The 26,496-nt window shown below is 42.0% G+C and carries 27 protein-coding genes; 20 read left to right on the plus strand and 7 right to left on the minus strand.

What is annotated here, in order from left to right:
* Positions 1-246 precede the first annotated feature (246 nt).
* Together A9Z07_RS17280 and A9Z07_RS17285 are read left to right on the plus strand one after the other, a co-directional pair.
* Entirely contained in the window at positions 247-3,051 is a 2,805-nt protein-coding gene (locus tag A9Z07_RS17280; RefSeq protein ID WP_069579987.1) for a M66 family metalloprotease, read from the plus strand.
* 186 nt (positions 3,052-3,237) lie between these two features.
* Positions 3,238-4,506, plus strand: coding sequence for a hypothetical protein (locus tag A9Z07_RS17285; RefSeq protein ID WP_069579988.1), 1,269 nt, complete (start codon positions 3,238-3,240; stop codon positions 4,504-4,506).
* A 47-nt stretch (positions 4,507-4,553) separates the two neighbouring features.
* Here A9Z07_RS17285 and rpsT read toward each other — a convergent pair whose 3' ends face one another.
* Positions 4,554-4,820: a 30S ribosomal protein S20 gene (rpsT, locus tag A9Z07_RS17290; RefSeq protein ID WP_004771687.1), complete on the minus strand. Its 267-nt coding sequence runs from the start codon at positions 4,818-4,820 to the stop codon at positions 4,554-4,556.
* Between the two features lie 212 nt (positions 4,821-5,032).
* On the opposite strand from rpsT, the gene A9Z07_RS17295 reads away from it, so the two are divergent.
* From A9Z07_RS17295 to A9Z07_RS17310, 4 genes are all read left to right on the plus strand, one after another.
* A complete protein-coding gene (locus A9Z07_RS17295) occupies positions 5,033-5,698 on the plus strand; it encodes an NAD-dependent epimerase/dehydratase family protein (protein WP_047432635.1) in 666 nt (221 codons plus the stop codon).
* A gap of 12 nt (positions 5,699-5,710) precedes the next feature.
* Positions 5,711-6,223 (plus strand): ribonuclease E activity regulator RraA, encoded by a 513-nt coding sequence (rraA, locus tag A9Z07_RS17300; RefSeq protein ID WP_005257007.1) that lies wholly within the window; start codon positions 5,711-5,713, stop codon positions 6,221-6,223.
* Positions 6,224-6,235: 12 nt separating this feature from the next.
* Complete coding sequence (locus tag A9Z07_RS17305) at positions 6,236-7,024, plus strand: glutathione S-transferase N-terminal domain-containing protein (RefSeq protein ID WP_069579989.1); 789 nt, start codon at positions 6,236-6,238, stop codon at positions 7,022-7,024.
* A 115-nt stretch (positions 7,025-7,139) separates the two neighbouring features.
* Complete coding sequence (locus tag A9Z07_RS17310; protein ID WP_005257009.1) at positions 7,140-7,493, plus strand: hypothetical protein; 354 nt, start codon at positions 7,140-7,142, stop codon at positions 7,491-7,493.
* A gap of 289 nt (positions 7,494-7,782) precedes the next feature.
* Here the strand turns inward: A9Z07_RS17310 and A9Z07_RS17315 are convergent, their stop codons facing one another.
* Positions 7,783-9,315 (minus strand): acetyl-CoA C-acetyltransferase, encoded by a 1,533-nt coding sequence (locus A9Z07_RS17315; protein WP_005257010.1) that lies wholly within the window; start codon positions 9,313-9,315, stop codon positions 7,783-7,785.
* A 223-nt stretch (positions 9,316-9,538) separates the two neighbouring features.
* Between A9Z07_RS17315 and A9Z07_RS17320 the strand changes: the two genes are divergently transcribed.
* The 3 genes from A9Z07_RS17320 to A9Z07_RS17330 all read left to right on the plus strand — a co-directional run bounded on the left by A9Z07_RS17320 (position 9,539) and on the right by A9Z07_RS17330 (position 13,184).
* Positions 9,539-10,930 carry a 3-oxoacyl-ACP reductase gene (locus A9Z07_RS17320; RefSeq protein WP_004771693.1) on the plus strand — a complete coding sequence of 464 codons (1,392 nt, stop codon included), beginning with the start codon at positions 9,539-9,541 and terminating at the stop codon, positions 10,928-10,930.
* A 65-nt stretch (positions 10,931-10,995) separates the two neighbouring features.
* Positions 10,996-11,850, plus strand: a complete 855-nt coding sequence (locus A9Z07_RS17325) for a MaoC family dehydratase (RefSeq protein WP_069579990.1) — start codon at positions 10,996-10,998, stop codon at positions 11,848-11,850.
* An 80-nt stretch (positions 11,851-11,930) separates the two neighbouring features.
* On the plus strand, positions 11,931-13,184 hold the full coding sequence (locus A9Z07_RS17330) for a serine hydrolase domain-containing protein (RefSeq protein WP_069579991.1): 1,254 nt from the start codon (positions 11,931-11,933) through the stop codon (positions 13,182-13,184).
* Here A9Z07_RS17330 and A9Z07_RS17335 read toward each other — a convergent pair.
* Positions 13,181-13,699 (minus strand): GNAT family N-acetyltransferase, encoded by a 519-nt coding sequence (locus A9Z07_RS17335; protein ID WP_069579992.1) that lies wholly within the window; start codon positions 13,697-13,699, stop codon positions 13,181-13,183. The two genes, A9Z07_RS17330 and A9Z07_RS17335, sit on opposite strands and share 4 nt — an antisense overlap.
* 12 nt (positions 13,700-13,711) lie before the next feature.
* Positions 13,712-14,296: a TetR family transcriptional regulator gene (locus tag A9Z07_RS17340; protein ID WP_069579993.1), complete on the minus strand. Its 585-nt coding sequence runs from the start codon at positions 14,294-14,296 to the stop codon at positions 13,712-13,714.
* Positions 14,297-14,422: 126 nt separating this feature from the next.
* Between A9Z07_RS17340 and A9Z07_RS17345 the strand changes: the two genes are divergently transcribed.
* Positions 14,423-15,913, plus strand: coding sequence for an MFS transporter (locus tag A9Z07_RS17345; RefSeq protein WP_069579994.1), 1,491 nt, complete (start codon positions 14,423-14,425; stop codon positions 15,911-15,913).
* A 42-nt stretch (positions 15,914-15,955) separates the two neighbouring features.
* On the opposite strand, the gene A9Z07_RS17350 is transcribed toward A9Z07_RS17345, so the two are convergent.
* Positions 15,956-16,549 carry a Maf family protein gene (locus A9Z07_RS17350; protein ID WP_069579995.1) on the minus strand — a complete coding sequence of 198 codons (594 nt, stop codon included), beginning with the start codon at positions 16,547-16,549 and terminating at the stop codon, positions 15,956-15,958.
* Positions 16,549-16,932, minus strand: coding sequence for a DUF2237 family protein (locus A9Z07_RS17355; protein ID WP_005229802.1), 384 nt, complete (start codon positions 16,930-16,932; stop codon positions 16,549-16,551). The genes A9Z07_RS17350 and A9Z07_RS17355 overlap by 1 nt, the downstream gene beginning before the upstream one ends.
* Positions 16,933-17,072: 140 nt before the next feature.
* On the opposite strand from A9Z07_RS17355, the gene A9Z07_RS17360 reads away from it, so the two are divergent.
* Complete coding sequence (locus A9Z07_RS17360) at positions 17,073-18,260, plus strand: phosphoglycerate kinase (protein WP_005257016.1); 1,188 nt, start codon at positions 17,073-17,075, stop codon at positions 18,258-18,260.
* A gap of 153 nt (positions 18,261-18,413) precedes the next feature.
* Complete coding sequence (locus A9Z07_RS17365) at positions 18,414-18,644, plus strand: hypothetical protein (protein WP_069579996.1); 231 nt, start codon at positions 18,414-18,416, stop codon at positions 18,642-18,644.
* 48 nt (positions 18,645-18,692) lie between these two features.
* On the opposite strand, the gene A9Z07_RS17370 is transcribed toward A9Z07_RS17365, so the two are convergent.
* Positions 18,693-19,076, minus strand: a complete 384-nt coding sequence (locus A9Z07_RS17370; protein WP_004771707.1) for a hypothetical protein — start codon at positions 19,074-19,076, stop codon at positions 18,693-18,695.
* A 254-nt stretch (positions 19,077-19,330) separates the two neighbouring features.
* Here A9Z07_RS17370 and A9Z07_RS17375 point away from each other — a divergent pair, with 254 nt between their 5' ends.
* The 8 genes from A9Z07_RS17375 (at position 19,331) to purF (ending at position 26,457) form a co-directional block, all read left to right on the plus strand.
* Positions 19,331-19,909: a nitroreductase gene (locus A9Z07_RS17375; protein WP_069579997.1), complete on the plus strand. Its 579-nt coding sequence runs from the start codon at positions 19,331-19,333 to the stop codon at positions 19,907-19,909.
* Positions 19,910-19,956: 47 nt separating this feature from the next.
* Complete coding sequence (locus A9Z07_RS17380; RefSeq protein ID WP_047432661.1) at positions 19,957-21,030, plus strand: NAD(P)H-dependent glycerol-3-phosphate dehydrogenase; 1,074 nt, start codon at positions 19,957-19,959, stop codon at positions 21,028-21,030.
* A gap of 57 nt (positions 21,031-21,087) precedes the next feature.
* Complete coding sequence (gene sixA, locus A9Z07_RS17385) at positions 21,088-21,543, plus strand: phosphohistidine phosphatase SixA (protein ID WP_069579998.1); 456 nt, start codon at positions 21,088-21,090, stop codon at positions 21,541-21,543.
* A 40-nt stretch (positions 21,544-21,583) separates the two neighbouring features.
* A complete protein-coding gene (gene gspL / locus A9Z07_RS17390; RefSeq protein ID WP_069579999.1) occupies positions 21,584-22,723 on the plus strand; it encodes a type II secretion system protein GspL in 1,140 nt (379 codons plus the stop codon).
* A complete protein-coding gene (gspM, locus tag A9Z07_RS17395; protein ID WP_005257023.1) occupies positions 22,723-23,202 on the plus strand; it encodes a type II secretion system protein GspM in 480 nt (159 codons plus the stop codon). The genes gspL and gspM overlap by 1 nt, the downstream gene beginning before the upstream one ends.
* Before the next feature lie 89 nt (positions 23,203-23,291).
* A complete protein-coding gene (locus A9Z07_RS17400; RefSeq protein WP_062847154.1) occupies positions 23,292-24,299 on the plus strand; it encodes a quinone-dependent dihydroorotate dehydrogenase in 1,008 nt (335 codons plus the stop codon).
* Between the two features lies 1 nt (position 24,300).
* A complete protein-coding gene (locus A9Z07_RS17405) occupies positions 24,301-24,894 on the plus strand; it encodes a CvpA family protein (protein ID WP_004771717.1) in 594 nt (197 codons plus the stop codon).
* A 24-nt stretch (positions 24,895-24,918) separates the two neighbouring features.
* Positions 24,919-26,457, plus strand: a complete 1,539-nt coding sequence (purF, locus tag A9Z07_RS17410; RefSeq protein WP_005257025.1) for an amidophosphoribosyltransferase — start codon at positions 24,919-24,921, stop codon at positions 26,455-26,457.
* Positions 26,458-26,496 lie beyond the last annotated feature (39 nt).

A 26,496-nucleotide genomic window follows, 5' to 3' on the forward strand; every position in this document is an offset into this window, starting at 1 on the left:
CCGTATTTGAGTTATAAAAATGTAGTTGTACATCGGTCTGGCATTGTTGTGGCTTTGATTCTGTATCAGCGCTTATTATTTTAAAATTACAATAAATTAAGCATACTATTTGAATGTTAAAAATTAACTTCACATTCGATCGTTTAAATTTGTTAATATTGTAAATATATGATTTATATTAATTTTAATTAATTAACAAAATTTATCATTAACGATAATTTGACAAGTTTTTCTTGGGGAAATGTGATGCAATTACAACTTAAATATTTAACGGTCTGTTTACTGTCCATGATGGTGGTTGCCTGTGGTGGAGGTTCTTCAGATAGTACAAGTGGAACAAATCATACTGAACCGCCGAAGAATGATAATACGACCGTGGGAAATGGGAGTCTAATTCCAGATGATGGAACCAGTGAGTTGCCGGGTGATGGAACATCTGAAACACCGAACCAAGGTGGAGATACGGCGACAGAAACCCCATCGATTCCTCCTGTTATGGAAAAGTATCCTGAACCCAACAAGGATGTGATTGATGAAGCTGTCTTGGGCTTTTATGATTACGATAAACTGGGACTGCCACGATTATTACGCAATGATTTAAATGGCAGTTTTGCCGCGATGCTGCAATTCGCACAAAGCCATGTGGTTAATCCTAAGAATAATGAAAAAGATTCAATGCCACGCCTAACCACGGAAAAAGATGCGTTATTGCTGGTTACTCCATTGGCGGAAATGGGGGATTTACAAACATTACAAGTCGAAATTTATCAGGGTAATCAACTACTCCGAACCGTTAAATTGAAAGAGCCATCGAGAATTGCAGCTTCGGATCAATCCAATACAGATGGACGTCCGCCTGTAAGTTATTCAAAGCGAGCATGGACAGTTGCCTTGAAATGGCATGAAATCCGAGCAGGTCTGCATCTTCGCGTGGTTGATCCACTGAATAACCGCAGTGGTGATCTTGCAGCAGACAATATTGACTTGGCCGCGCCGGGTGAATTGGTGGTGCAGAATATCCGTTTAGGCTTATTAACTGATCCGCCGAAATCTACGGGTCATTATATGCTGCTTGAGCCTGCAAAAGCAGGCACTGATTACTTTCAGACTATTCCTGCTGCACGTATGATCGTCGCAAAATATGATGATTTAAGACTCAACAAAGTCATGGTTGCAAGTGGTGTTATTTATGATACAGCCAGCGCAACTACGGGTGATGTGTATAGCGGTGATATGCGTGAGAATACCGCCAAGTCGACTTTTGGCGTGGGGATTAATCTAGCCAACTGGGGCATCACCAGTGCTTCAATGGCGAGTCAGGAACAACCTCAGTTGACTCAAAGTGTGGTAGCGCATTATGCACGCGGGAAGTACAGCAATGGTGAGGCCACTCATGGCTTAAGTGGTGGTAATGGTATGTTGACCTTGATCGATTCTGTGGGTAATGAGTTTAGCCATGAAATCGGCCATCATTATGGGCTTGGGCATTATCCTGGTGCTGTGGGGGAGAATATGTTTTGGGCTGCACATCATGCGGATAGTGGTTGGGGCTATATTGCCTTTAGAAATAAAATGCGTGGCAACCTCAATTGGACCAATACCAATTTAGGGGATGGGGCCAATGGTGTACCAAACTTCCTGAATAAATATGCCTATGGTTGGGATGCAATGTCGGGTGGCGCAACGGCAAGCAGTATTTCTAGGTATACCCATTACACGGGCTACAGTACTTCTTTAAAAATTCAGCCTGCTTTTGATCGTTATGTGTGGGATGCTAATTCACCAACAGGCTATAAAAAATGGAATGCAACAACGCGGATGATGGAAGTTGCGCAACCTAAAACGCCAAATTCAAGTAACGTCTGGTATAACCGTGCTGATGGTAACTATCTAAAACCAAGAATGTTCGGTGTGCCTGTGTATACGATCTTGGGTGGGTATGATCCAGTCGCGCAAGTTGGTCTGATCTATCCAGCAGCAAAAGGAAATTGGGGCAATGTATTTGATTTACCACAAGTGAATCCAAATGCTACAACCGCAAATTGTTGGTTGAATGTGCGATTTGCAAGTGCTAGTCAAAATATCGCTTTGGCACCGCATCGCATGAATGGCAATGCCAATAAGTTCCATATTAATCTGGCACAAAGTGAGGCACCGCAACAAGTCAATCTTTACTGTAAAAAAGCTGACCAAGCAGCAGCGGTATTACTGTCTAGTTTTGCAATCCCAGCTAACACGACTGCTTTAGCACCAGCCGTTGAAATTGGTAAGGAAGCAGAGTATTCAGCTTTAAGAACGCTTGAATTACCTCAACTGGAGCAGGCTTTACTTAATAATAAGAATAAGGCTGTTGTAAATCTTTCCCCTGAATCTAAATTGTTGTTTGATTCATATAGAACCTTTAAAGATCAGTTATCACCAGAAGCACAAACTGAAATGGTGCGTTATACCCAGCAGCAGATTAAGCTTTATCGTTTAAATCGCTGGATCAATGTGTATCGCTCGGACTTGACCAATTTAAATGCCGATGCATTAACTGCGTTCCGTGCTTTTATTGAAAAGTTAGAGCTCAAAGGCGATTTGAATTTTGCATCAAGTACCAGTTTATTAAACAGAACCAATTGTTTAAAAGCTGAGAAGGTGGCGAATGGACAGCTCAACGCATTTATCAGTGGAGTGGCGGGATGTACAGGTGATGATTCAGAAAAATGGATTTATGATGCATTGGGTAAAATCCATAATAAGCAATATATAGATCAGTGCTTAACGACTACAGCTGGCAATGTTATCAATCTGATGCCTTGTAGCAGTACAAGTAGTCAAGTGTGGGAGCTTGATACAGCGGCACAAGCGATTAAGCAATCGAATCAGTGCTTCGATCTGGAAGGTGGCTATTTAACCAATAATCGAGCACGTCTAATTCGCTATCATTGTACCAGCGGTGCCAATCAAAAATGGAGCATTCCAGTGATGAATAATAGTTTGGTACTTGCGGGCTTATCGGCTAAGAATTTATCAGTCGCAACTAAGGCTTTAGCAGTGAATCCTTAATCACTATAAGATTTAATCTGAACTTAATAAATAAAAATATGGAGCGCTTCGGAGCTTCATATTTTTTATCACTCATCATATGTCCTAAAAAGTTAAAAATAATAAAAACTAGTCTTTTAAAATTGGTCTTTTTTCGTCATGATATGAAAATAAAAAGAGAAAACTGACACATAATTGGATAAAAAGATGTTATCAAGCACAATTTATTTATGGGAGCCTGAGATTTTTACAGGCAAAGTACCCGCAGAAGATGATTCTCATCAAGTTGCTTTTGAGTTGCATCAGCAGTATTGCAACATTTCCAGTCATGGCGAAACTTTGCAGGCATGGTTGCTATTATTTTCCAATAAAATTTGTGATCCACAATATCAGGCCTATTTCTCTGAGCCGACTCAGCAGTGGGTCGAAAAGATCAAGCAGCAATTTGCTCAGGGCATAGGCGCAAGTGTACGTTTAGATGCATTGATACAAGAAGCTGAAAATGATGCGGTGTATCGGGTCTTTTATGAAACAGTTCAAGAAACGGGAATAGGGTTTTATGAGCCGAATTATAATGTATGGGCGATTGGAGAATTGCAGTCTCCAGAAAATGCAGTGTCAAATATGCTGCAACCTTATTTGTTGGAACCATTGGAATTAAAACAAATTCAGGTTGTCGAAGAGGTGAAATCACCTTTGCAAACAGGCAATTTTGATATTCCGCATAATATGGCTGCTGCTGAGCAACTGATTAGCCAATGGTTTGAGCAGCAAGAAGATACGCAACATCTCAAACTTGATGTTTTTAATGTGGCACATGATTTTATTTCAAACTGGGGGAATATCGGTCGACCAGAATTGGCGCTTGATACAGGCTATCGTTGTTTTTTATTGACTCAAAAACAGCTTGGTGTGTTTTATCAATTGAAGATGGTACTTAGGAAATTGACCATTAGCCCGATGCTGTCTTTTGCAATGGATTTTACCGATCGTTTTATTCCTGATCACTTGCAAGAGCAGCTATCTGAGCGTTTGATTTTTAGGCTACGTTCGATGGATGTACATCAACGCTCTATCGGGAAGCATACTTCTGAGCCTTGTTTCTTTTTAACGGGGCGTTGGGAAAGCAAAGACAATATTCAGGATTTCTTCCAAAATTTAGATGCTTATATCCATTTTATCTTTTCAAATGTAGGGCATGGTAAACTGGAGGCGTTACAAGCGTGGGCATATGGAGATATGCCAGCAGACTTTACGGTGGATCTGGATTTTCGTTTTGAGTTAATGATGATTGCACTGAGTCAGGATCATGATTATTTAAATGAGCGCTATCAGTTTTATAAACAGGCTTTTACGCAACACAATGCACGTACGCGTGATCTGGGGTTGCTAGAGGAGAGTTATACGTTTTGCCAGAAACTGATCGTGATCGTGAAAGAGGCGGGAACGGGTCTGCAGCCTTATTTGAAAAACTGAAGACAATAAAAAAGCCCGAAAATTCGGGCTCTTTTATATGCATCAAATTAGTTAGCTAATGCTTTAACTTGAGCGTTCAAGCGGCTCTTATGACGAGCAGCTTTGTTTTTGTGGATGATGCCTTTATCAGCCATACGGTCGATTACAGGAACAGCTTTTTTGTAAGCTTCTGTAGCAACAGTATAATCACCAGCAGCGATCGCATTTACAGTACGTTTGATGTAAGTACGAACCATAGAACGCAAGCTTGCGTTGTGTTTACGTGCTTTAACGTTTTGACGAGCACGTTTTTTAGCTTGAGCAGAGTTTGCCACTCGTGCACTCCTTGAAAATAAGTTGGTCTGGGCGGGCTGAAGTTAAAACCAAAAAATATTGGCAACATTCACCAGCCCGTAAACAAGTGCCATATTTTGAGGAAACTAAGCCCCGAAGTCAAGTCTTGTGATACTTTTAAGTACATTTAACAGATGATAATCGTGCAAGAAAACGTTACATTAAGCCTAGTCATAGCTTGGAAGAATTAAAAATGAGAATAGGTGATAAAAAAGCAATTGTAATTGGTGCTACCGGATTGGTTGGTCAGGCCTTGGTGGATGAGCTACAACAAGCAGAAGATTTTAATTCGATTACCGTTGTTGTCAGGAAAAATTCAGAAACATTAAATGCTTACAGTAAGGTCACTCAACTGATTCTGGAAGATTTTCTGTTATTGAATGATGAGGATGTCAATGCCTATACCCATGCCTTTAGTTGCTTGGGAAGTACCATTAAACAGGCGGGTTCTAAAGACGCTTTCTATGCAATTGATTATGAAATTAATGCACATTTTGCTGATCTGGTTCAGGATAAAAATATTCATTTATTAATTGTGAGCGCGTTGGGAGCGAACGCAAATTCGCCAATTTTCTATAATAAAGTGAAAGGTGAACTCGAAAACTACCTCAAAAGCCTGTCAATTTATAAGCTATCAATTTTCCAGCCTTCGCTTTTAATTGGTAAACGGAGTGACGTGCGCTTGCTAGAGGATCTGGCGCAGACTGCATTTAAGCTGGTGGAAAAAACGTGGACTAGGCCGTTTAAACTTAAACCTGTTACCGCAGAACAATTGGCGCATACTATGCTGGTTGCAGCACAAACACAGACTGCCGCATTTAAACTGTACGATAACCTGAGCATACAACAAAGCAAATAATGGAGAATTTCAGTGACGACAATTCCTTTTGTAACTTGTGATTTGTTAGATGATAACCCTGAAAAAGAGCTACAAGTGGTCATCCCATCTTTAGATGGTAAATTCTTTAAAAGCTATGGCGCACGTAAAACCTTTGGTGGCCAAGTGGTCACGGTAAAGTGTTTTGAAGATAACTCGCGTGTGAAAGAACTCTTGGCAACGGATGGTACAGGTAAAGTACTGGTGGTTGATGGCGGTGCATCCATGCGCTGTGCCCTGATGGGAGATATGATTGCCGAGTCAGCAGTGAAACATCACTGGAATGGAGTGGTGATCTATGGCTGTGTACGTGATGTCGATGCGATTGCAGAACTGGATTTAGGCGTACATGCATTGGCTGCAATCCCGCAAAAAAGTAATCGCAAAGGCATAGGTGAAGTCGATGTCAGCTTGTATTTTGGTGGCGTGACAATCAATTCAGGCGATTATATCTATGCAGATAATAATGGCATTGTGATTGCAAAAGAAAAATTGGTCGACTGCTAAAAGGATAGCACTATGCTGAATAGGGTGAATCATCAACTCAAAGTTTTACAATCTGTTGTTGCCAGCGTGATTGAAGGTGGACGAGGGGCAATGGGAACACCATTTCCAAATCAACCTGCAAAAGCAATAAAGCTCTATGAGTTTGAAGGTTCACCGTTTTGCCGCCGTGTCCGTGAAGTTATTACTTTGCTGAATCTGGATGTGGAAATTTATCCATGTCCAAAAGGCGGTCAAAAATATCGCCAGATCGTGAAAGAGAAAGGTGGAAAAAAACAATTTCCTTTTTTAATTGATGAAAATACAGGTGACCAGCTATATGAGTCACAGACGATTATTCATCATTTGTTTAAACATTATGGTAAAACAGGCCAAACACCGAAAAAATTTAGCCATTATCCAAAACTTCCCTATGTGTCTACATTGGCGACAGTCGCCAATGCGGCGCGTGGGGTCTGGATTAATCAGCAGATTGTTGAGCGTCCAGCGCCAGCGCAGTTATTGGAGCTGTGGAGCTTTGAGGCAAGTCCTTATACCCGTTTGGTGCGTGAAGTACTGACTGAGTTGGAATTGCCTTATATCCTGCATAATGTGCCGAAAGAGCGTTGGCAGGACATGGGGCCAGCAGTACTGCGTTTAAAACCGGGGAAATATATTCCGCTACCAAATGGTAAGCGTGAAAAAGTGGTTGAAGTGATGGGACGTGATATTCAAGTGCCGTATCTAGTCGATCCGAATACCGGCGTAAAAATGTTTGAATCTGCCAAAATTGTGGAATATTTAAAGAAACAGTACGGAAAATAATTGTTGGAAAAGCATCTTTTAACAGGTGCTTTTTTTATATCTGCTGAGGTGAAGGTTGCTTCAATAATGGGTTTAGCGGTTTAATACAGTTGAAAAATAGTGATGCGATCTCGAAATGTTAAGCCAATTGACCAACTTATTTAAAAGTTCTAAAGAAACACCTGAGCAGTTATTTTTAAAAGAACATGCATTGAGCTTTGATGCTGAACAAGGGGCGATTCTGGGCGGGGTAGTGCTGAATGAGTTAGGGTTTCGTCTAGAGTATTTCTCAAACCGAAAGTTAGATCGATTTGATGATCTGGAAAAGTTATTTCGGATTGCACCGCAAATTAATGAAAAGATCGATCTAGAAATTCATTCACAACGTTTTGTTGAACGGTTGGGAAATAATGAAGAAAATCTCAAAGAACTTAAGCAAGCGATTAAAGTTTTAAATGATTATTTTGTGAAGTTTAAACGGGCGAGATAGTTGGGCTTAGGCTTGAACTTATGAATTATCTTTCTATTCACTAATAAATTAGATGAATTGTCTTTATTTTTTCTTTTCAACGTTGAAAAGTAAGAAAAATCTTTGCTCAGCTTTAGTCGTTGTTCATAAACTGATGGTGCATCCTTGTTATCGCAGTACAATCAGGCAGCTGTTGCCAACTATGAGACTAAATGAGAGTTTAAGTTTAGATAGATGAAATTTTTGTCGCTTTAAATATAAAAAGGGACTAAATCCAAAGATTTAATCCCTTTGTTGATCAGGTTAGAGATTATTTTTCAATAATCGCTGTGACACCTTGACCGCCAGCAGCACAGATCGAAACAAGAATGCGACCTGAACCTTTTTGATTTAAGATTTTTGCAGCAGTTGCGATGATACGACCGCCAGTTGCAGCGAATGGGTGACCCGCAGCTAAAGAAGAACCTTTAACGTTGAGTTTGCTACGATCAATTGAACCTAAAGGTGCATCTAGACCTAAACGCTCTTTACAGAATTTTTCATCTTCCCAAGCTTTTAACGTAGAAAGAACTTGTGATGCAAATGCTTCATGGATTTCATAGTAGTCGAAATCTTGAAGTTTAAGGCCAGCACGCTCAAGCATACGTGGAACGGCATAAGCAGGTGCCATCAATAAGCCTTCTTTCTTACCAACGAAATCAACTGCAGCAGTTTCAGAGAAAGTCAGGTATGCAAGTACTTCATGACCGTTTGCTTTCGCCCATTCTTCTGAAGCTAAAAGTACACATGATGCACCATCAGTTAACGGCGTAGAGTTACCCGCTGTCATAGTTGCAGCTTCGCCCTTACCAAATGCTGGCTTTAATTTCGCTAATTTCTCAGCAGTAGAATCAGCGCGTAAGTTGTTATCACGGCTTAAACCTAAGAATGGCGTGATTAAGTCATCAAAGAAACCTTCTTCGTATGCTTTTGCCATTTTTTGATGAGAAGAAGCAGCTAAAGCGTCTTGATCTTCACGTGGAATACCCCATTCAAGCGCAGTGATTGCTTGATGGTCACCCATAGATAAACCTGTGCGTGGTTCACCATTTTTAGGCGCATCCATAAGATCTTTAACATTGATCTTCGCTAAAGCTTTTAAGCGGTCTTTACCTGTTTTTGCAATATTAAGCTCAAGAAGTGCTTTACGTAAGCCATCACCGAAAGCAATTGGTGCGTCAGATGTTGTATCCACACCGCCAGCAATACCCACTTCGATTTGACCCAAAGCAATTTTGTTTGCAACCAAGAATGCTGCTTGTAAGCCTGTACCACATGCTTGCTGAATGTCATAAGCCGGTGTTTCTGGTGCAAGTTGCGTGTTTAACACACATTCACGGGTCATGTTGAAATCACGGCTGTGCTTTAATACTGCACCCGCAACCACTTCACCTAGGCGTTGACCTTGCAGGTTGAAGCGCTCAACCAAACCGTTTAACGCAGCTGTAAACATGTCAATGTTAGAAGCTGTGAAATAAGCGCCGTTAGAGCGAGCGAAAGGAATACGGTTACCGCCGATAATGGCAACACGGCGCACAGTGTTTTGGCTCATGGTTTTATCCTGTTGAACAGAAGGTTTGGTTGTTTTAGCTGTCGCTGCTTTTGTCGTTGTAGAAGCAGCGCTTTTTGTAGTACTCGCACTACGGCTGGTAGAACGGGTACGCGTTGTCTTTGGTGTCGTCGTTGCTGCTTTTGGAGTAGTAGTCGCAGTTTTACGTTTCGTAGTCGCTGCTTTTGATGTATTTGACACAGTCTCCTGAGCAGAATTGTCGACTGCTGGATTTTCTTGAGTTGTTTTGCTCATAAGGCTTTTCCAAGCATAATTGCGATATTCTTGGTACAAACATACCATATTTTCAATACTGCTGTATTGACTAGAATGACGCTTGAGACCACATTCAGGTCAAGACATCCAGACATGAACTCAAGTATGATTTGTAATGAGTCAATCAGACATTGATTTCATGCCATATCCCAACATGATTCATGTGTTTGTAACAAATTCATTTGTATGAGAGATAATAACCATGACTGATCAGTACCAAGCATTTACACAATCACCTTTAGGTAAATTTGTTGTAAAAAATTTAGGTCTACCATCACCAGTAACGCTAGATCGTTTTGAAAGTGCTCAGCCTGTTGTGAATGGAGCAGTATTGCTTGGCGCAGCACCATCAAGTACGGTTTCTGGTGCGATTGCTCAAGTTCTTAGCAATATTCATGCAGATAGCTATGTCGGTAATAATGTTGAATTACAACAAACTGCTGCAAAAGTCGGCTTAAATCTTCGTCCATTGAATGCCGATGATAAAGAATCTAAATTTAAAGCCGTTGTATTTGATGCTTCTGGTATCCAAGATTCTGAGCAGTTGAAAGAGTTGTATAACTTCTTCAATCCAATCGCTCGTCAAATCTCAAGTTCAGGTCGTGTGATTGTGATCGGTACCACACCTGAAACTGCAAAAACAGTCAAACAGGCGATTGCACAACGTGCGCTTGAAGGTTTCATCAAATCTGTTGGTAAAGAATTCAAAAAAGGCATTACTGCTCAAGTGGTTTATGTCGATCAGGGCGCAGAAGCGAACCTTGAATCAACTTTACGTTTCTTGATTTCACCACGTTCTGCTTATGTATCAGGTCAGGTGATCCGCGTATCTAAAGCAGATGTGGCTGATTTAGACTGGGCGAAGCCACTTGCAGGCAAAACTGCATTAGTGACTGGTGCAAGTCGTGGTATTGGTGAAGCGATTGCGCATGTATTGGCGCGTGATGGTGCGCATGTCATTTGTTTAGATGTTCCGCAACAACAAGCTGATCTTGAGCGTGTTGCAGGTTCAATTGGTGGTTCAGTGTTGGCAATTGACATTACTGCTGCTGATGCGGGTGAAAAAATCAAGACTGCTGCTGCAAAACAGGGTGGTTTAGACGTGATTGTTCACAATGCAGGGATTACCCGTGACAAAACTTTGGCAAATATGAAGCCTGAGCTTTGGGATCTTGTGATCAACATTAACTTGTCTGCAATTGAGCGTGTTAACGATTACTTACTATCTCATGATGGTTTAAATGCAAATGGTCGTATCGTTTGTGTATCATCAATCAGTGGTATCGCGGGTAACCTCGGTCAAACCAACTATGCGGTATCTAAAGCAGGTGTGATCGGTCTGGTTAAATTTACTGCCCCGACATTGAAAAATGGTATTACCATCAATGCAGTTGCACCAGGTTTCATTGAAACGCAAATGACTGCTGCGATTCCATTCGCGATCCGTGAAGCTGGTCGCCGTATGAACTCAATGAACCAAGGTGGTTTACCTGTAGATGTTGCGGAAGCAATTGCGTGGTATGCATCTACTGGTTCAACAGGTGTGACAGGTAACGTGGTTCGCGTCTGCGGTCAAAGCTTGTTAGGTGCTTAAGCATTAGGGTTTTGAAGAGGGGTGCTTGTGCATCCCTTTTTTATAAAAATATTGAAAGGTTTATTATGAATACACGTCATTTTAGTCAGTTGCCAAAACCTTATTTAGCTTATCCAAAAGTCATTCAAGGTCTCATTTTCAAAAAGCCAAAAGGTGAAAAGGTTCTGCCACAAGTTGAGTATGTGGTGGATACACTTAAGATTGATACCAAACATTTAGAAAGCTATAACGAGATTTGTGGTTTTAAAAATGATGGTTTCGTACCTGCAATTTATTTAGCGGTTTTGTCTCAAAGTCTGCAAATGCACATGATGACCAGCGAAGCTTTCCCATTCCCGATCTTGGGTTTGGTGCATATTCGTAACCAGATTAAGCAGACACGCAAAATTGGTGTGAATGAGCAAATTACGCTGTCTTGTAAATTTGGTGAATTGAAACCGCACGACAAGGGTTTACAGTTTGATTTCATCACGACTGCGAAAGTTGCTGGTGAAGTGGTAATGGAAAGTTTAACGACGTATTTATCACGCCAGAAAACTGAGAAAAAAGCAGGTGAGAAGGCTAAAGATACGCAAGAACCAGCTTATCAACTACAAGCAGAATGGAATATTTCAGAAAATACAGGTCGTCGTTATGCGGTGATTTCTGGTGACTTTAACCTGATTCATATTCACGCTGTAACTGCAAAAGCATTTGGTTTTAAACAGGCAATTGCACATGGTATGTGGAGCAAGGCCAAAGCTTTGGCGAGCATTGAGCTTCCAGCAGCTTATGAAGCAGATGTCTGGTTTAAATTGCCAATGTATTTACCTTCAACAGTTGAGTTTTTAACTGCGGCTGAATCAACGCAAACAGATTTCTTGATTCGCAATCTGAAATCTAAAAAGCCGCATGTGGCTGGTACAGTGAAAGCACTTTAATACATTTTTAAATTAAAAATGCTCCCTGTTGTTCGCAACAGGGATATTATAAAAACATAAATATCATAAGGAATTGGGCTTTGATTAAAGAAATTTTATTTGCCGATACGCATCATTATCATGGCAGTGTTGATGAGCGTTTTATTGACTTGGCTAGCCAGTTTAGCCGTCTACAAGATGCGCGAAGCCAGCAAGGCGGCGCGGCATTGGTGGTGTATTTCCAAGGTCAAAAAGTTGTTGATATTTTTACGGGTAAAAAATCTCAAGAAGAAGATTGGCAATCAGATACTTTAGCGATGTGTTACTCAACGGGTAAAGGTATTCTTGCAACCCTTGCGCATATTCTGGTGAGTGAAGGGATACTTGAATATGATCAGCCTATTGCGCATTACTGGCCTGAATTTGCTCAAAATGGCAAAGCCAATATTACTTTGCGTCATGTTTTATCGCATCAAAGTGGCTTGTTTGATATCCGCAATATGATTGATGCCGCGACAGAAATGTTGGATTGGTCGCATATGCTGGATGTGGTTGCAGCAGCAACACCACGTTTTGCGGCAGGACAAAGTTTTGCCTATCAGCCTTTGACCTATGGTTGGATTTTGGGTGGTGTGATTGAGAAAGCAGCCAAGCAGCCGTTAAACTGGTTAATGCAGCGTTATCTTGTACAACCCCTTGAACTGGATGGGGCATATTTCGGCACGCCTGCTTCAGAACTAGATCGTGTTGCACGTTTATTGTTAAAACCCAAAGCGCCTACCTCGACTAAGCCTCAAGCTAAGAAAAATAGTCAACCACGTAAAGCTTCTTTATCAGAACGATTATTAGAGCTTTCAGGTCAAAACCCTCAGGATTTTCAGGATGCTATGATCCCAAAAGGGATGCGCAATTTTAGCTTCTACAGCGATGAAGGATTACAAGCCGTTATTCCGGCAGCCAATGGTGTATTTACTGCAGATAGTTTGGCTAAAGTATATGCGATGCTGGCCAATCAAGGGCAATGGCAGGGGCAACAATTCATTCGTCCAGAAGTATTTAAGCAACTCAGTACGGTACAAAGCAAAGCTCGTGATCGAGTGATGCCAATTCCAATGCATTGGCGTTTGGGTTATCACCGTATTTTAACGATGGGCAAACGTGCACCACATGGCTTTGGTCATGTTGGCTTTAATGGTTCAGGGGCCTGGTGTGATTTTGACCGTGAATTGAGTTTTGCTTATACCCATAATTTTAATGTGACTTCGGCAACAGGGGATTATCGTTTGTGGGGCTTAAGTCAGGAAACGCTTCGTTGTGCAGATGCAATTTTAAATGGACGCAAAGGCTGGTTCTAATTCGTAGCACCTTGATAGGGTGGAATGTGATAAATCACTGCCTCATATTTCCGTTCAGTTTTGTATCCAGCAATAGTTCCCCCTAAAAATTCAGCTAGTTTACGACTTGGCTGATTTTCGATTGCAACAGGATATAAGAAATATTGGGCAGAGATATGTGCAGAAGCCCAATGAAAAACTTCTAAGAGGCCTTCTTTGGCAAAGCCTTGATTATGGCAATCTTCCCGAATCCATAAGCCCAATTCGGGTGTTGCAGTACCTAAATGATGGATGCCAATTAAGCCAATAAATTGCTGATCTTCTCTATTACGTAATACAAAATGGTGATCCGTACGTTTTGTTTCTGCGATAAGCCATATTTGTCCAATCTGCTCGATTTCAGCAAAACTTTGTGCTGGCTCCCATGTCATATAACGCGTTAACGTTGTAGTCACACAAGGGTAGATATCGGCTAGATCATCCATTTGAAATAGAAATAAATCCAGTCTTGGCGTTTGTAATAAGGGGTGTCTCATTGTTTTCTCATTTTACTTTTTAAACAATTCTGCCTGAATGATGGCTTCGGTATGACGTTTAAAATCAGCTTCATTTAAGCCAGTCAGTTCTAATTTATAAATTCCTTCCAGACCACAGACAAACGCAATTAACCGCCATGCGATGTCATGGCTATTGGTCTCAAAATGAAACTCTCCCTGTGCTTGACCTTCATTAATCATACGGACAATTGAGCGATGCCAGTCCTGCATGGCGATGTTGTAAGCCTGTTTTATTTCTTGATCCTGATCAATGAGAACTTCGGCTTCATTCCAGAGTCTTAAATAGGGTTGAATCTGCTCAATATTTTCGCAACCCAATAACAGGGAGAGGCGCTGTAAAGCATTGGCTGTGCTGACCTGATTTTCAATTTCGTCCAGTTGTTGCATTAGTTTGATAAATGCTTCTGCTTTTAAATGTGAGCTGGAGACAAAATGATGATGCACTTGTCCTGTCGAGGTTTGCGCTTCGGTGGCAATACGGCGTACGGTCATCGCAGAAAAACCTTCGTTTAAAGCGACTTGCATGGCCGCCTGTAAAATCATTTCACGACGTTGTTCGCGATTTAAATAAGCCATTCTTTGTTTGCACCTATACCTGTATATAAAACGGAAACACACTACTCCAAATTTTAAAGTTGGACAAGTGTTCAATTTTGGTTATAATGACAGCAATTTGAACAATTGTCCAATTTAGAGGCATTTATGTCACGCAAGTGGTTAATTCTTGCAATCGTTGTATTGATCTATCTCCCTGTATCGATTGATGCGACCGTTTTACACGTGGCGACACCGACGTTGAGTGAGTCACTTTCTTTATCAGCAAATGAATTGCTGTGGATTATTGATATCTATTCCTTGGTCATGGCGGGCCTGATTTTACCGATGGGTGCGTTGGGAGACCGTATTGGTTTTAAACGGCTGATGATTATTGGCGGGATCTTATTCGGTCTGGCGTCACTGGCAGCTGCATTTTCTTCTACTGCTTATGCCTTAATTGGTTCACGTGCATTATTGGCAGTGGGTGCAGCCATGATTTTGCCTGCGACTTTATCTGCGGTCCGTAATACCTTTCTGGATGAGAAGCAACGTAACTTCGCGCTTGGCATCTGGGCGACTGTCGGTGGTGGTGGTGCAGCCTTTGGCCCGTTACTGGGCGGTTTCTTGCTGGAGCATTTCCATTGGGGCGCTGTGTTCCTGATTAATGTGCCGATTATGCTTGCTGTGTTGGCTTTAACGGTATTTGTGATTCCAAAACAGGCAGGGCAACCAAAGCAGAACCTCAACTTGTTACAGGCGCTGGTTTTGGTGGTGGCCATCCTGAGCATGATCTATGCGGTGAAAACCGTAATGCATGGGTTTAGCATCTGGTCGGTTTTAATCTTTGCCGTGGGCTTGAGTTTACTGGTAGGCTTTGTCCGCAAACAGCTCACCTCAACATCTCCAATGATTGATATTCAATTATTCAAACATCCTGTGATTGCGACAGGTGTGGTGATGGCAATTGTCTCCATGATGGCATTGGTCGGTTTTGAATTGCTGATTTCACAAGAACTACAATTTGTTTACCAACTTTCACCACTGGCAGCAGGGGCATTCATTTTACCGTTCATGGTTGCGATTAGTTTAGGTGGCCCAATCGCCAGTATGCTGGTCAATCGTTTTGGTCTCCGTTCAGTCGCATCGCTCGGTATGTTGATGAGTGCTGTAAGTTTGTGGGGATTGGCAAATACTGATTTTATGCAGGCGAAGATGCAGGTCTGGAGCTGGATGGTTGTTTTAGGTTTAAGCGTGGAAATTGCTTTATTGGCTTCAACCTCTGCGATTATGTCTTCAGTGCCACCAAGCAAAGCGACGGCAGCAGGGGCGATTGAAGGGATGGCCTATGAGCTGGGAGCAGGTCTGGGAATTGCCTTTTTCGGTCTGATGTTGTCATGGTTCTATGCCAACTCGATTGTAGTACCAACCGAAGTGCCGCATCGCATTATTGAACAGGTGAGTAGCTCGATTGGAGAGGCGGTTCAAGCTGCCAAGCAATTACAACCTGCGATTGCTGAACATGTGAGTACTGCTGCAAAACAGGCCTTTAGTCAATCACATCGTTCCGTGTTGAATGTCGCTGCCTTGTTGTTCTTGATCTTGTCGATTTTTATCTGGTTTGCATTGCCAAAAAGAGTCACTGTAGTCGAGGAATAATGATTGCCCCTGATCTAAATTGAGTTTAGGTCAGGGTATTTTTTAAGGAACGTTTATCCCAAACTCACGTAAAATCTTACACAGCTGAATCATTGGTAAGCCCATCAAGGTAGTTTGATCATCACCCACCATTTTTTCAAATAAGCTAATCCCCAAGCTTTCACATTTAAAACTGCCCGCACAATGTAAAGGCTGGTCAATTTCAATATAACGTTCAATTTCCGCCAAAGTTATTTCGCGGAATTTGACTTGGTAATGCTCAACCAGTGTGGTTTCAAAGCCAGACTGTAAATGTTGAACACTGAGCGCGGTGCTGAAAAATACGGTTTGACCCGAGTTGGTCTGTAATTGCTGAATGGCATTTTCAACACTTAAAGGCTTGCCAATAAAATCATAGGGGGCATGTTCACGCCAAGCCACCTGATCAGAACCGATCACAATGGCATCGGGATGTTGCTGAGCGATCACAGCTGCTTTTTCATGGGCCAGTCTTTTAGCCAAATCATCGGCATGTAATTCACCTGTTGCAGATTCATCAATATCAGGTGAAATACAGCGATAATCGAGCCTTAAACGATCCATGAGATCTTTGCGGGTTTGGCTGCTAGATGCCAAAATCAATTCAGGTTGACGCATTAGACCGCATATTCCACAAGAATATTGAGCGGTACGTAGTGTAACACCGCATTGTGGCATGCATTGAGTTTGATCGGTGGCGCATGTCCAGCCTGATAGGCTTCCACCCAGCGCGTCACACAGATACACCAGAAATCACCCGGTTTAAGCCCGGGAAAACCGACTTCTGGTAACGGTGTGATCAGGTCATTGCCGACTTTTTGTGAAAAATTCAGAAATTCAGAGGTCATTTGCGCGCACATGGTGTGTTGACCTGAGTCGGTGACCGCCGTGTGACAAAAACCATTACGGAAATATCCGGTCAGCGGATCATAACAACAGCTGGCTAAAGGTTCGCCAAGTACATTTAAACGATTAATTTTAGGATCTGGATGAATAGACATAATAATAATAAAGATCGGGTGACGCTGATTATCATAATCAAAAGTGACGGCTTCGGCAGCTTTTCTGCAAAAAAACTCACCTTTATTTCAGAGAATCATTTAAAATTGTGCCGTTTTTAAAATCAACTAGAGAGCCATCCATGAATTTTCAGCGCATGACTGATCTTGATTTAGCAGGTAAACGTGTCCTTATTCGTGAAGACTTAAACGTTCCTGTAAAAAATGGGGAAATTACCAGTGATGCACGTTTACGTGCTGCATTGCCAACCATTAAAGCTGCTTTGGAAAAAGGCGCAGCAGTAATGGTATTTTCTCATTTGGGTCGTCCTGTAGAAGGTGAGCCAAAACCAGAACAATCACTTGCACCAGTTGCGGCTTATTTAAGCAAAGCTTTAGGTCAAGACGTTAAATTATTCACAGACTATTTAGATGGCGTGGACGTTGCAGCGGGTCAGGTAGTATTGCTTGAAAACGTACGTTTCAACCACGGTGAAAAGAAGAATAACGAAGAACTTGCAAAAAAATATGCAGCGCTTTGTGACGTATTTGTTATGGATGCATTTGGTACAGCGCACCGTGCAGAAGCATCAACTGAAGGTGCAGCACGTTTTGCACCAATCGCAGCAGCAGGTCCATTGTTGGCTGCTGAATTAGATGCGCTTGGTCGTGCAATGCAAACTCCAGAAAAACCAATGGTGGCAATTGTTGCGGGTTCTAAAGTATCAACTAAACTTGATGTATTAAACTCATTATCAACAATCTGCGATCAATTGATCGTTGGTGGTGGTATTGCCAATACTTTCCTTGCGGCAGCGGGTTATAACGTTGGTAAATCACTTTACGAAGCTGACTTGGTTGAAACAGCAAAACAAATTGCTGCAAAAGTGAGTGTGCCATTACCAACTGATGTTGTGGTTGCAGATGCAAGCCAAATCAACTTTGAAGACTTCTTGGGTTCATTGGCAAACGCACAAGCTGTCGTGAAAAATGTTGCAGATGTGACTGATACCGATATGATTCTGGATGTTGGTCCTGAAACGGCTAAAGCATTTGCAGAGATCTTGAAAACTTCAAAAACGATTCTTTGGAATGGCCCAGTAGGCGTATTTGAAGTGGATCAATTCGGCGAAGGTACTAAGGCACTTTCTTTGGCGATTGCTGAATCTGCAGGTTTCTCGATTGCTGGTGGTGGTGATACATTGGCTGCGATTGATAAATATGAAGTTGCTGACCAAATTGGTTATATCTCAACGGGTGGTGGTGCCTTCCTTGAGTTTGTAGAAGGTAAGACTTTACCTGCGGTTGCAGCTTTACTTGAACGTGCTTAATCAAGATTTAACCTTTTGATTAGTCACGAAAATATAAAAAAGAGTCGATTTAAATCGGCTCTTTTTACTTTTGTACAACGTTGCAGTCATTAAAGTGTCATATATCTGAAATATGCTTGTCACAAGTTAACCAAGTTACTGTGGAAAGCCGTGATGAAATTTAAATTAACCCTTGCCGCGCTAATCATTGCTCCAATCATGCTGACTGCATGTGCAAAGAAAGAAGAAGCGAAGAATGTTGAACAGCAAGATCAGGCTGCTTCTGCTGCTGTAGCAACTCAAACGACTCCAGAGCAACAAGCTGCAATTGATGCAATCGATAAACCGAATTTAGATGAACATAATACTGATGTTACAGAGGTTGCTGCGAGCGAAGCTCACTAAGCAATCCAGAAAATAAAAGCCGATGTAGAAACATCGGCTTTTTTGTTTTTAGGCATTGCCTTTGCAATAGAAGGTGAGTGTGGTCTGGTAATCATCATCTTTGGCTAAAGAAGCATTTTTACCTGTAATAGTACCAATCACACCTGCGGCAGCTTCAACCATCTTGCCCGTCTGCTCATCTACAACACCTTTCAGTACACCTTGATAAGCTGTTTTTTCATCGACAACAACAGGCGAGGTATTGCGAGTACAGGTTTTTTGGGCAGCGCTAATCGCATTATTTTTAGCGATCAAATTTGTTTTACCAATGCCTGTTACTTCATATTGATTATTTTCTTTTTGAATCGCTAATGTGTTGGTCGGGGTAGATGCACATGCAGTCAGACCCAATGCCAAGCCGCCAAGTAAACTCATGATGAAGGTTTTTTTCATTGCTTGTTCTCAAGTGGTTACGTAATCATATTATTTGAACATATAATTTCTGAGTGCTTTGGCAGGTTATGTACAGTTTGTGCAGAGACTCTGTTAATTTTGTCAAATGAATGATGAGCTTAGCAATGATGATATTTTCATTTACTGACAAAAAAGCAATATAAGCAGCAGAGACAAGCATGAATTAGGCATAGTGGAAATCATTCAGATTATGCTAATCTAGCGCCATCCTTGTGTTAGTTAGATTCATTTCAATGACGGACTCAAATATAGAGACAATTCATCAAAATATTCATCAACGTCAATCTATTGGTCAACTTATTGAGCCAGCACCGAATACAGAACAACTCGAAAAAGCAGTACAAGCGGCGTTGACCGCGCCAGATCATCATCGTTTAAAACCTACCCGTTTTGTGATCGTTACACCTGAGCAACGTGCTGCTTTTGGTGAGCATCTTGCTAAAGCTTTGGCAGACCTCGGAGAAACAGAGCTTGCCCAGCTTGAGCGTGTGAAGCAGCATCCATTTCGTGCGCCGTTGCTGATTTTAGCTTTAACGACTCTTCAAGATCATCCAAAAGTACCGCATTTTGAGCAAATCCTAAGCACGGGTGCAGCGATTCAGAATTTCTTGTTATCTTTACAGGCACAAGGGTTCGCAACCATGTGGCGTTCAGGTGCTGTGGTTGAGTCAAACTGGTTAAAACAACAGTTAGGTTTAAAAGAGCAAGATTTAATTTCAGGTATTATCTATATCGGAACTGCGGCAAAGGCGATTGCGCCGCGTGCAGAAATAAACAGTCAGGATTTTGTCAAAGTGTGGCAAGCAAACTAAGCTCGGTTTGTAATGATTAAAGAAAGAAATAGGTTTCAGGATAAAAAATGACAGAGTTAAAATTTAGCGATTTAGTTGAACCCGTGGCTGTGGATCAAAAAACAGCATTAAGAATTACAGTATTGGGTGGTGGTAGTTTTGGTACAGCCATGGCTAATCTAGCTGTGCGTAATGGTTGCGATACCATGATCTGGATTCGTGATGCTGCGGTGGCGGAAGAAATCAATCAAACTCACGTCAATAAACGCTATTTGCCTGATTTTACCTTGGAACCGGGATTACGTGCAGTCGCTGATCTGGAACTGGCGGTACGTGATCGTGACATTATTCTGGTGGCGATTCCGAGTCATTCATTTCGTGATGTATTAAAGCAGATTGCACCATTTATTACCTCTCAGGCGGTGGTTTCATTAACCAAAGGGATTGAGGCTAAAACCTTCAGTTTCATGAGCGATATCATTCGTACAGAATTACCAGAAGTACCATACGGTGTGTTATCGGGTCCAAACCTTGCCAAAGAAATTATGGCAGGGATGCCATCAGGCACTGTAATTGCCAGTGATTCTGAACTGGTTCGCTATGCGGTTCAGCATGCGTTACACAGCGCCTTATTCCGCGTGTTTGGTAGCGATGATGTACATGGTGTGGAATTGGGCGGTGCGCTAAAAAATATCTATGCTGTGGCGATGGGGATGGGTGATGCATACAAGATTGGTGAAAATACCAAGAGTATGATCCTGACGCGTGCTTTGGCTGAGATGAGCCGATTTGCGGTAAAGCAGGGCGCGAATCCTTTGACATTCTTAGGCTTATCGGGTGTCGGTGATTTATTTGCGACCTGTAATAGTCCGTTGAGCCGTAACTATCAGATTGGCTTTGCTCTAGGTTCAGGTAAAACACTGGATCAGGCGACCAAAGAACTGGGACAGACCGCTGAAGGGATTAATACCATTGTTCAGGTGCGTACCAAAGCACAAGAACTGGATGTATACATGCCAATTACCAATGCACTGTATGAAGTGATTTTTGAAGGCGCACCGCCAATGAATATTGCGTTGTCTTTAATGAAAAATGGTCATCGTAGTGATGTTGAGTTTGTTTTACCTCATCATGAAGTCTAATCAAAAAACTGTCATCTATTCGCGTTATGATACAGCTATAAAAAATAAGGTCGTTTTATGCAGTTAACTTTAGTTCGTCACGGTGAAGCGTCTCCAGCCATCAATGGAAACGATATGCAACGCCCATTAACCCAGCGTGGACATCAGCAAGCTGAGCAAACTGGGCAGTTTTTAAAAGATGTGATTCAGCCTGAAATCTTTGTGGTGAGCCCTTTATTGCGTGCTCAGGAAACGTTGGCTCATATCAAGGCACATTTTCACGGCATTCCGGTTCTGATTTGCGATAAGATCAAACCAGATGATGATGCCAAAGATGCAATTGAATGGTTGTCAAAATTACCGTACGAGTCAATTGCTGTGGTGTGTCATATGAATGTTGTGGCACATATTGCTGAACAGTTGACCCATGAGAACTTTAATCCATTTGCATTGGCAGAAGCCCGTCTTTATGATCAAGCTGTGATCGCGAATGGATTGTCGACACAAAAGAATCGTTTTACGCCAACACTATAATTTTTATATATCCGCGTTAGGATAAGGGTACTGAACACCGATGCTGTATTTATGGATGCCCGAAACCAATGGAACATGGTATTGGTCGGCTGGGGAAAACTGGTTGCAAGCCAATAGTCTTGAGCAATTGATTCAAGACTTGCAAGAGCACAATGGAAAAGAAGCGGTGGTTTATTTTCCAAGCCGTAATGCTCAGATGTTGCAACAAGCAATGACAAAGGTACATTACAAACAATTAGGACAAGAGGGGATTAAATATCTCCTCGAAGAGTTTGTAACCTTACCGATTGATCAAATGAAAGTGGTACATCATTTTCATCAGGATCAAGTCAATATTCTAGGTGTAGCACAGTCAACCATTGAAACCTGGCAGCATGCACTCAGTTTGTTACCTGTCCAGATTAGCGCTTTCTTACCTGACTTTTTGATTTTGCCTGAGCCAGAGCAACATGAGGTTGTGCTGGTCAATCTCTATGATCATTTACTGGTCAGAGAAAATGCATGGCAAGGCAACTCGGTGGATGATCTCGGCTTATTTCTTGAGTTCCAGCCACCTGAAACACAATTTAAGTTTGCCAATTTAAATGCTGCCCAGATGGACAGTCTGGCAACGGCATCCAGCAAAGATCAGCGTACAGAATTCAGTTATCAATTTCAGCCACTGTTAAAAGCAAAACAGCATCCCTTTAATGTTTTGCCGAAGTCAAAAAATGCAGAAACCCAATGGTCGGGCTACTGGAAAGCTGCCGCAGCAGTACTTTTGGCTGTGATCGTGGTGCAATTGGGCTATGATACTTTGCGCTGGTCGAAATTGAAAAAAGTCGCCGATCAGACGGCTGTTCAAGCTATTGACCAATACAAATACTGGTTCGGTGAAAATATCAGGGTGACTGAACAAAATATTAAGAGCCAGTTTGAAAGCCAGTTGCGTATGAGTCAGCTGGGCGATACGCAGGCACTGTCACTGTTGAGTCGTGTCGGGCCAATCCTGATGCAAAAACAGATTGTGGCTCAGCAGGTCAGCTACGATGCTTCAACGCTCGCCATGTCACTCAAAGCAAAATCGGCAGATGATTTACAAGGACTGACCCAACAATTAAATCAGCAAGGTTTTCAGGCTGAGTTAGGCAATGTTCAGGCGGACAGTGTGGGCGCAATCGGGGTGGTAAAAGTAAAATAATGAAAGCACTAACACGTTTACAAAACAGCTTCGACCAGAAAGTTGAAGCACTCAATGAATATCTGCAAAGTTTATCTGTGCGTGAACGCGTGATGGTTATTTTTACGACCATTTTTGTGATTGTCACGGTGATCGGTTATTCCTTGTGGATAATGCATGCTTTAGCCGATCAGCAGCAAAAACGCTTAAATGAGCTCAAAGATCTGACTGTTTGGATGCAGAGTAATGCTGCTACTATGAAACCTGCCAATGATCTGTCACTGACGGCTGCGGACAAGATTCAGCGGACAGCACAACAGCAGGGCTTGGCTGTATCCTCTCAGCAAAATGGCGAACAGATTCAACTGGTGGCAGAACATCAGAACTATGCTGTTTTAGCTAACTTTTTAATGCAATTGTCGCAAATGGGGATTAGTATTCAAAAAATGGATATGGTGTCAAACAATAATCAGATTAAATTAACTGCAACAGTACAGTAAGCCATTAAAAACCCTATGTCAGGCATGGCGTTTTGATACGCCTATGCCTATAATATGCCTACTTGAAAAAACAGTAGACTGTGATTGGTATGTTATATTCATTGGCTCGCCCTTTGTTGTTTACTTTAGCGCCAGAGCGTGCACATGAACTTACACTTTCTATGCTGGATAAAGCCCATAAAATTGGCTTGATGCATCAGAAAGTAGCAGCGAAACCTGTGACATGTATGGGAATTGAATTCCCAAATCCTGTGGGTCTTGCTGCTGGTTTAGATAAAAATGGTGCGCATATTGATGCTTTAGCAGCACTAGGCTTCGGTTTTATCGAAATTGGAACCATTACGCCACGTCCACAAGCAGGTAATCCTCAACCGCGTTTATTCCGTATTCCTCAGGCAAAAGCCATTATTAACCGTATGGGCTTTAATAATGATGGCGTGGATAAACTGATTGAGAATGTCAAAGCATCAAAATTTAAAGGTGTTCTTGGAATTAACATTGGTAAAAATGCCGATACGCCTGTTGAAGATGCAGTTTCTGATTATCTGATCTGCCTAGAAAAAGTTTATAATTACGCGTCTTATATTACGGTTAATATTTCATCTCCAAATACCAAAAACTTACGTAGCTTACAAAGTGGTGATGCACTAACAGAGTTGTTACAAACATTAAAAGATCGTCAACTAGAACTGGCAAAACAATATAATCATTATGTTCCTCTTGTGCTCAAAGTTGCACCAGATTTAACCACAGAAGATATTGATTTTATTGCAGCACAATTATTGCAATTCAAGATTGATGGTCTCATCGTGACCAATACCACGCTTGGCCGTGAAGGTGTCGAAAATCTTGAAAACGGAAATGAAGCGGGTGGCTTGTCTGGTGCGCCTGTATTTGAGAAAAGTACCGAATGTTTACGCCAGTTTGCGAAAGTACTCGCGGGTCAGATTCCTTTGATCGGTGTAGGCGGTATTTTGGCAGGCGAACATGCGGTTGCTAAACAACAGGCAGGAGCGAGTCTCGTTCAGGTCTATAGCGGACTGATTTATACAGGCCCAACCCTAATCAAAGATTGTGTTAATGCGATGACATTGTGAAATGAACACGCTTGATATCATTATTCTGGTCATCTTGCTCATTGGAGGGCTGAACGGTTTGCGCCAAGGATTTATTAAAGCCTTTGCGAACTTGATCGGATGGATATTTGCATTGATCATTGGAGCAAAATACGCGGTGGTATTGGCACCTGCAATGAGCAGTCTGAGCCAAGACCCCGTTGTGCAAAAAATTGCTGCTTTTGCTTTTATCGTATTGATCATCGTGGTATGTACCTGGATTGTTTCAGCGTTACTCAATGGGCTCTTGAAAAGTTTAAAACTGGGCCCATTAAATCGTTTAGCAGGTGGTGCTTTTGGTTCCCTCAAAGGACTATTGATTGTGCTGATCACTATGCAGGGTCTCGGGCCATGGGTAGAAAGCTCACCGCACTGGAAACAGTCTAAATTCGTACAAATTTTATTACCTTACGCACCTTTGGCTACTGAAATGTCCAAAGATGCGGCAAATCAAGCTTTACATCAAATGACATCTGAAGGTGCGTTGTTACATCGCCCTTCACCAGAAATGGACGAATCAGAACGTGCAGCTGTCACAGACCGTTCTGATCATTCGACGAAAAATCCTTTTTATTAATCGCTAGCTTGTCGCGAGGTTGCTATGTGTGGAGTTGTTGGGATAGCCGGTAAATCACCAGTGAACCAAATGTTATTTGATGCCTTAACGATGCTGCAACATCGAGGACAGGATGCCGCAGGAATCGTAACCTGCCACCAAGGGCGTTTATTTCTCCGCAAAGATAACGGTATGGTACGCGATGTATTCCATACCCGTCATATGCGTGCATTGCTTGGGAACTACGGGATTGGACATGTGCGTTACCCAACCGCAGGTTCATCAAGCAGTGCTGAAGCGCAGCCGTTCTATGTAAACTCTCCGTACGGGATTACCCTTGCACACAATGGTAACCTGACCAATGCCGCAGAAATTCATGATGACCTGTTTAAAACAGATTTACGTCACATGAATACGGATTCCGATTCAGAAGTTCTGCTCAATGTCTTTGCGCATGAATTACAGAAGATTCGTACCTTAAATCCAACACCAGACGATATTTTCCACACTGTTTCTCGTGTACATGAACGTTGCAAAGGCGCTTATGGCGTGGTTGCCATGATCACAGGCCACGGCCTGGTTGGTTTCCGTGATCCGAATGGTATTCGTCCTCTGGTGTATGGTTCTCGCGAAACTGAACAAGGGACTGAATATATTATCGCTTCTGAATCGGTTGCGATTACGGCACTAGGTTTTAAAGTTGAGCGTGATATTGCGCCTGGCGAAGCGATTTTCATTGATGAGAATGGACAGCTGTTTAGCAAGCAATGCGCTGCAAATCCTGAATATCGCCCATGTATTTTCGAATACGTGTATTTTGCTCGTCCAGATGCAACGATCGATGGTATTTCAGTATATAAAGCCCGTTTAAAAATGGGTGAGAAGCTGGCGTATAAGATTTTGAAAGAATGGGGTGAGGAGCACGATATTGATGTTGTGATTCCAATTCCAGATACCAGCCGTACCTCTGCTTTAGAATTGGCAAATATTTTGGGTGTGAAATTCCGTGAAGGGTTTATGAAAAACCGTTATATCGGACGTACCTTCATTATGCCGGGTCAGCAACAACGTAAAAAATCAGTTCGTCAAAAATTGAACCCTGTAGAGCTTGAGTTTAAAGACAAGAATGTTCTATTGGTCGATGACTCGATTGTACGTGGTACCACATGTAACGAAATTATCCAGATGGCACGTGATTCTGGTGCGAAGAAAGTATTCTTTGCTTCAGCTGCGCCAATGGTGAAATATCCAAATGTGTATGGTATTGATATGCCTGCGAAGGCTGAACTGATTGCCTCAGGCCGTACAGTTGAAGAAATCCGTGAAAATATTGGTGCAGACCGTCTGGTTTTCCAAGACTTGGAAGATTTGAAAAATGCGGTTCGTACCAGCAAAGTGCCAGATTTAACTGAGTTTGATTGTTCAGTGTTTGATGGTATTTATGTGGCGGGTGGAATCGACAAGGATTACCTTGATAAACTCGAGCAAAAACGTAGCGACTCTGCAAAAAATAAACTAGATAGCTATATCGATGTGAATATTGATGCCGCTTCGGTTGATTTAACCGGAATCAAAGAAGAGTAATCATCTTAATCTATAGAAAAGCGGGAATTTCCCGCTTTT

Origin of the sequence: Acinetobacter sp. YK3, assembly GCF_001729365.1 — a bacterium.
Lineage (GTDB): Bacteria > Pseudomonadota > Gammaproteobacteria > Pseudomonadales > Moraxellaceae > Acinetobacter > Acinetobacter vivianii.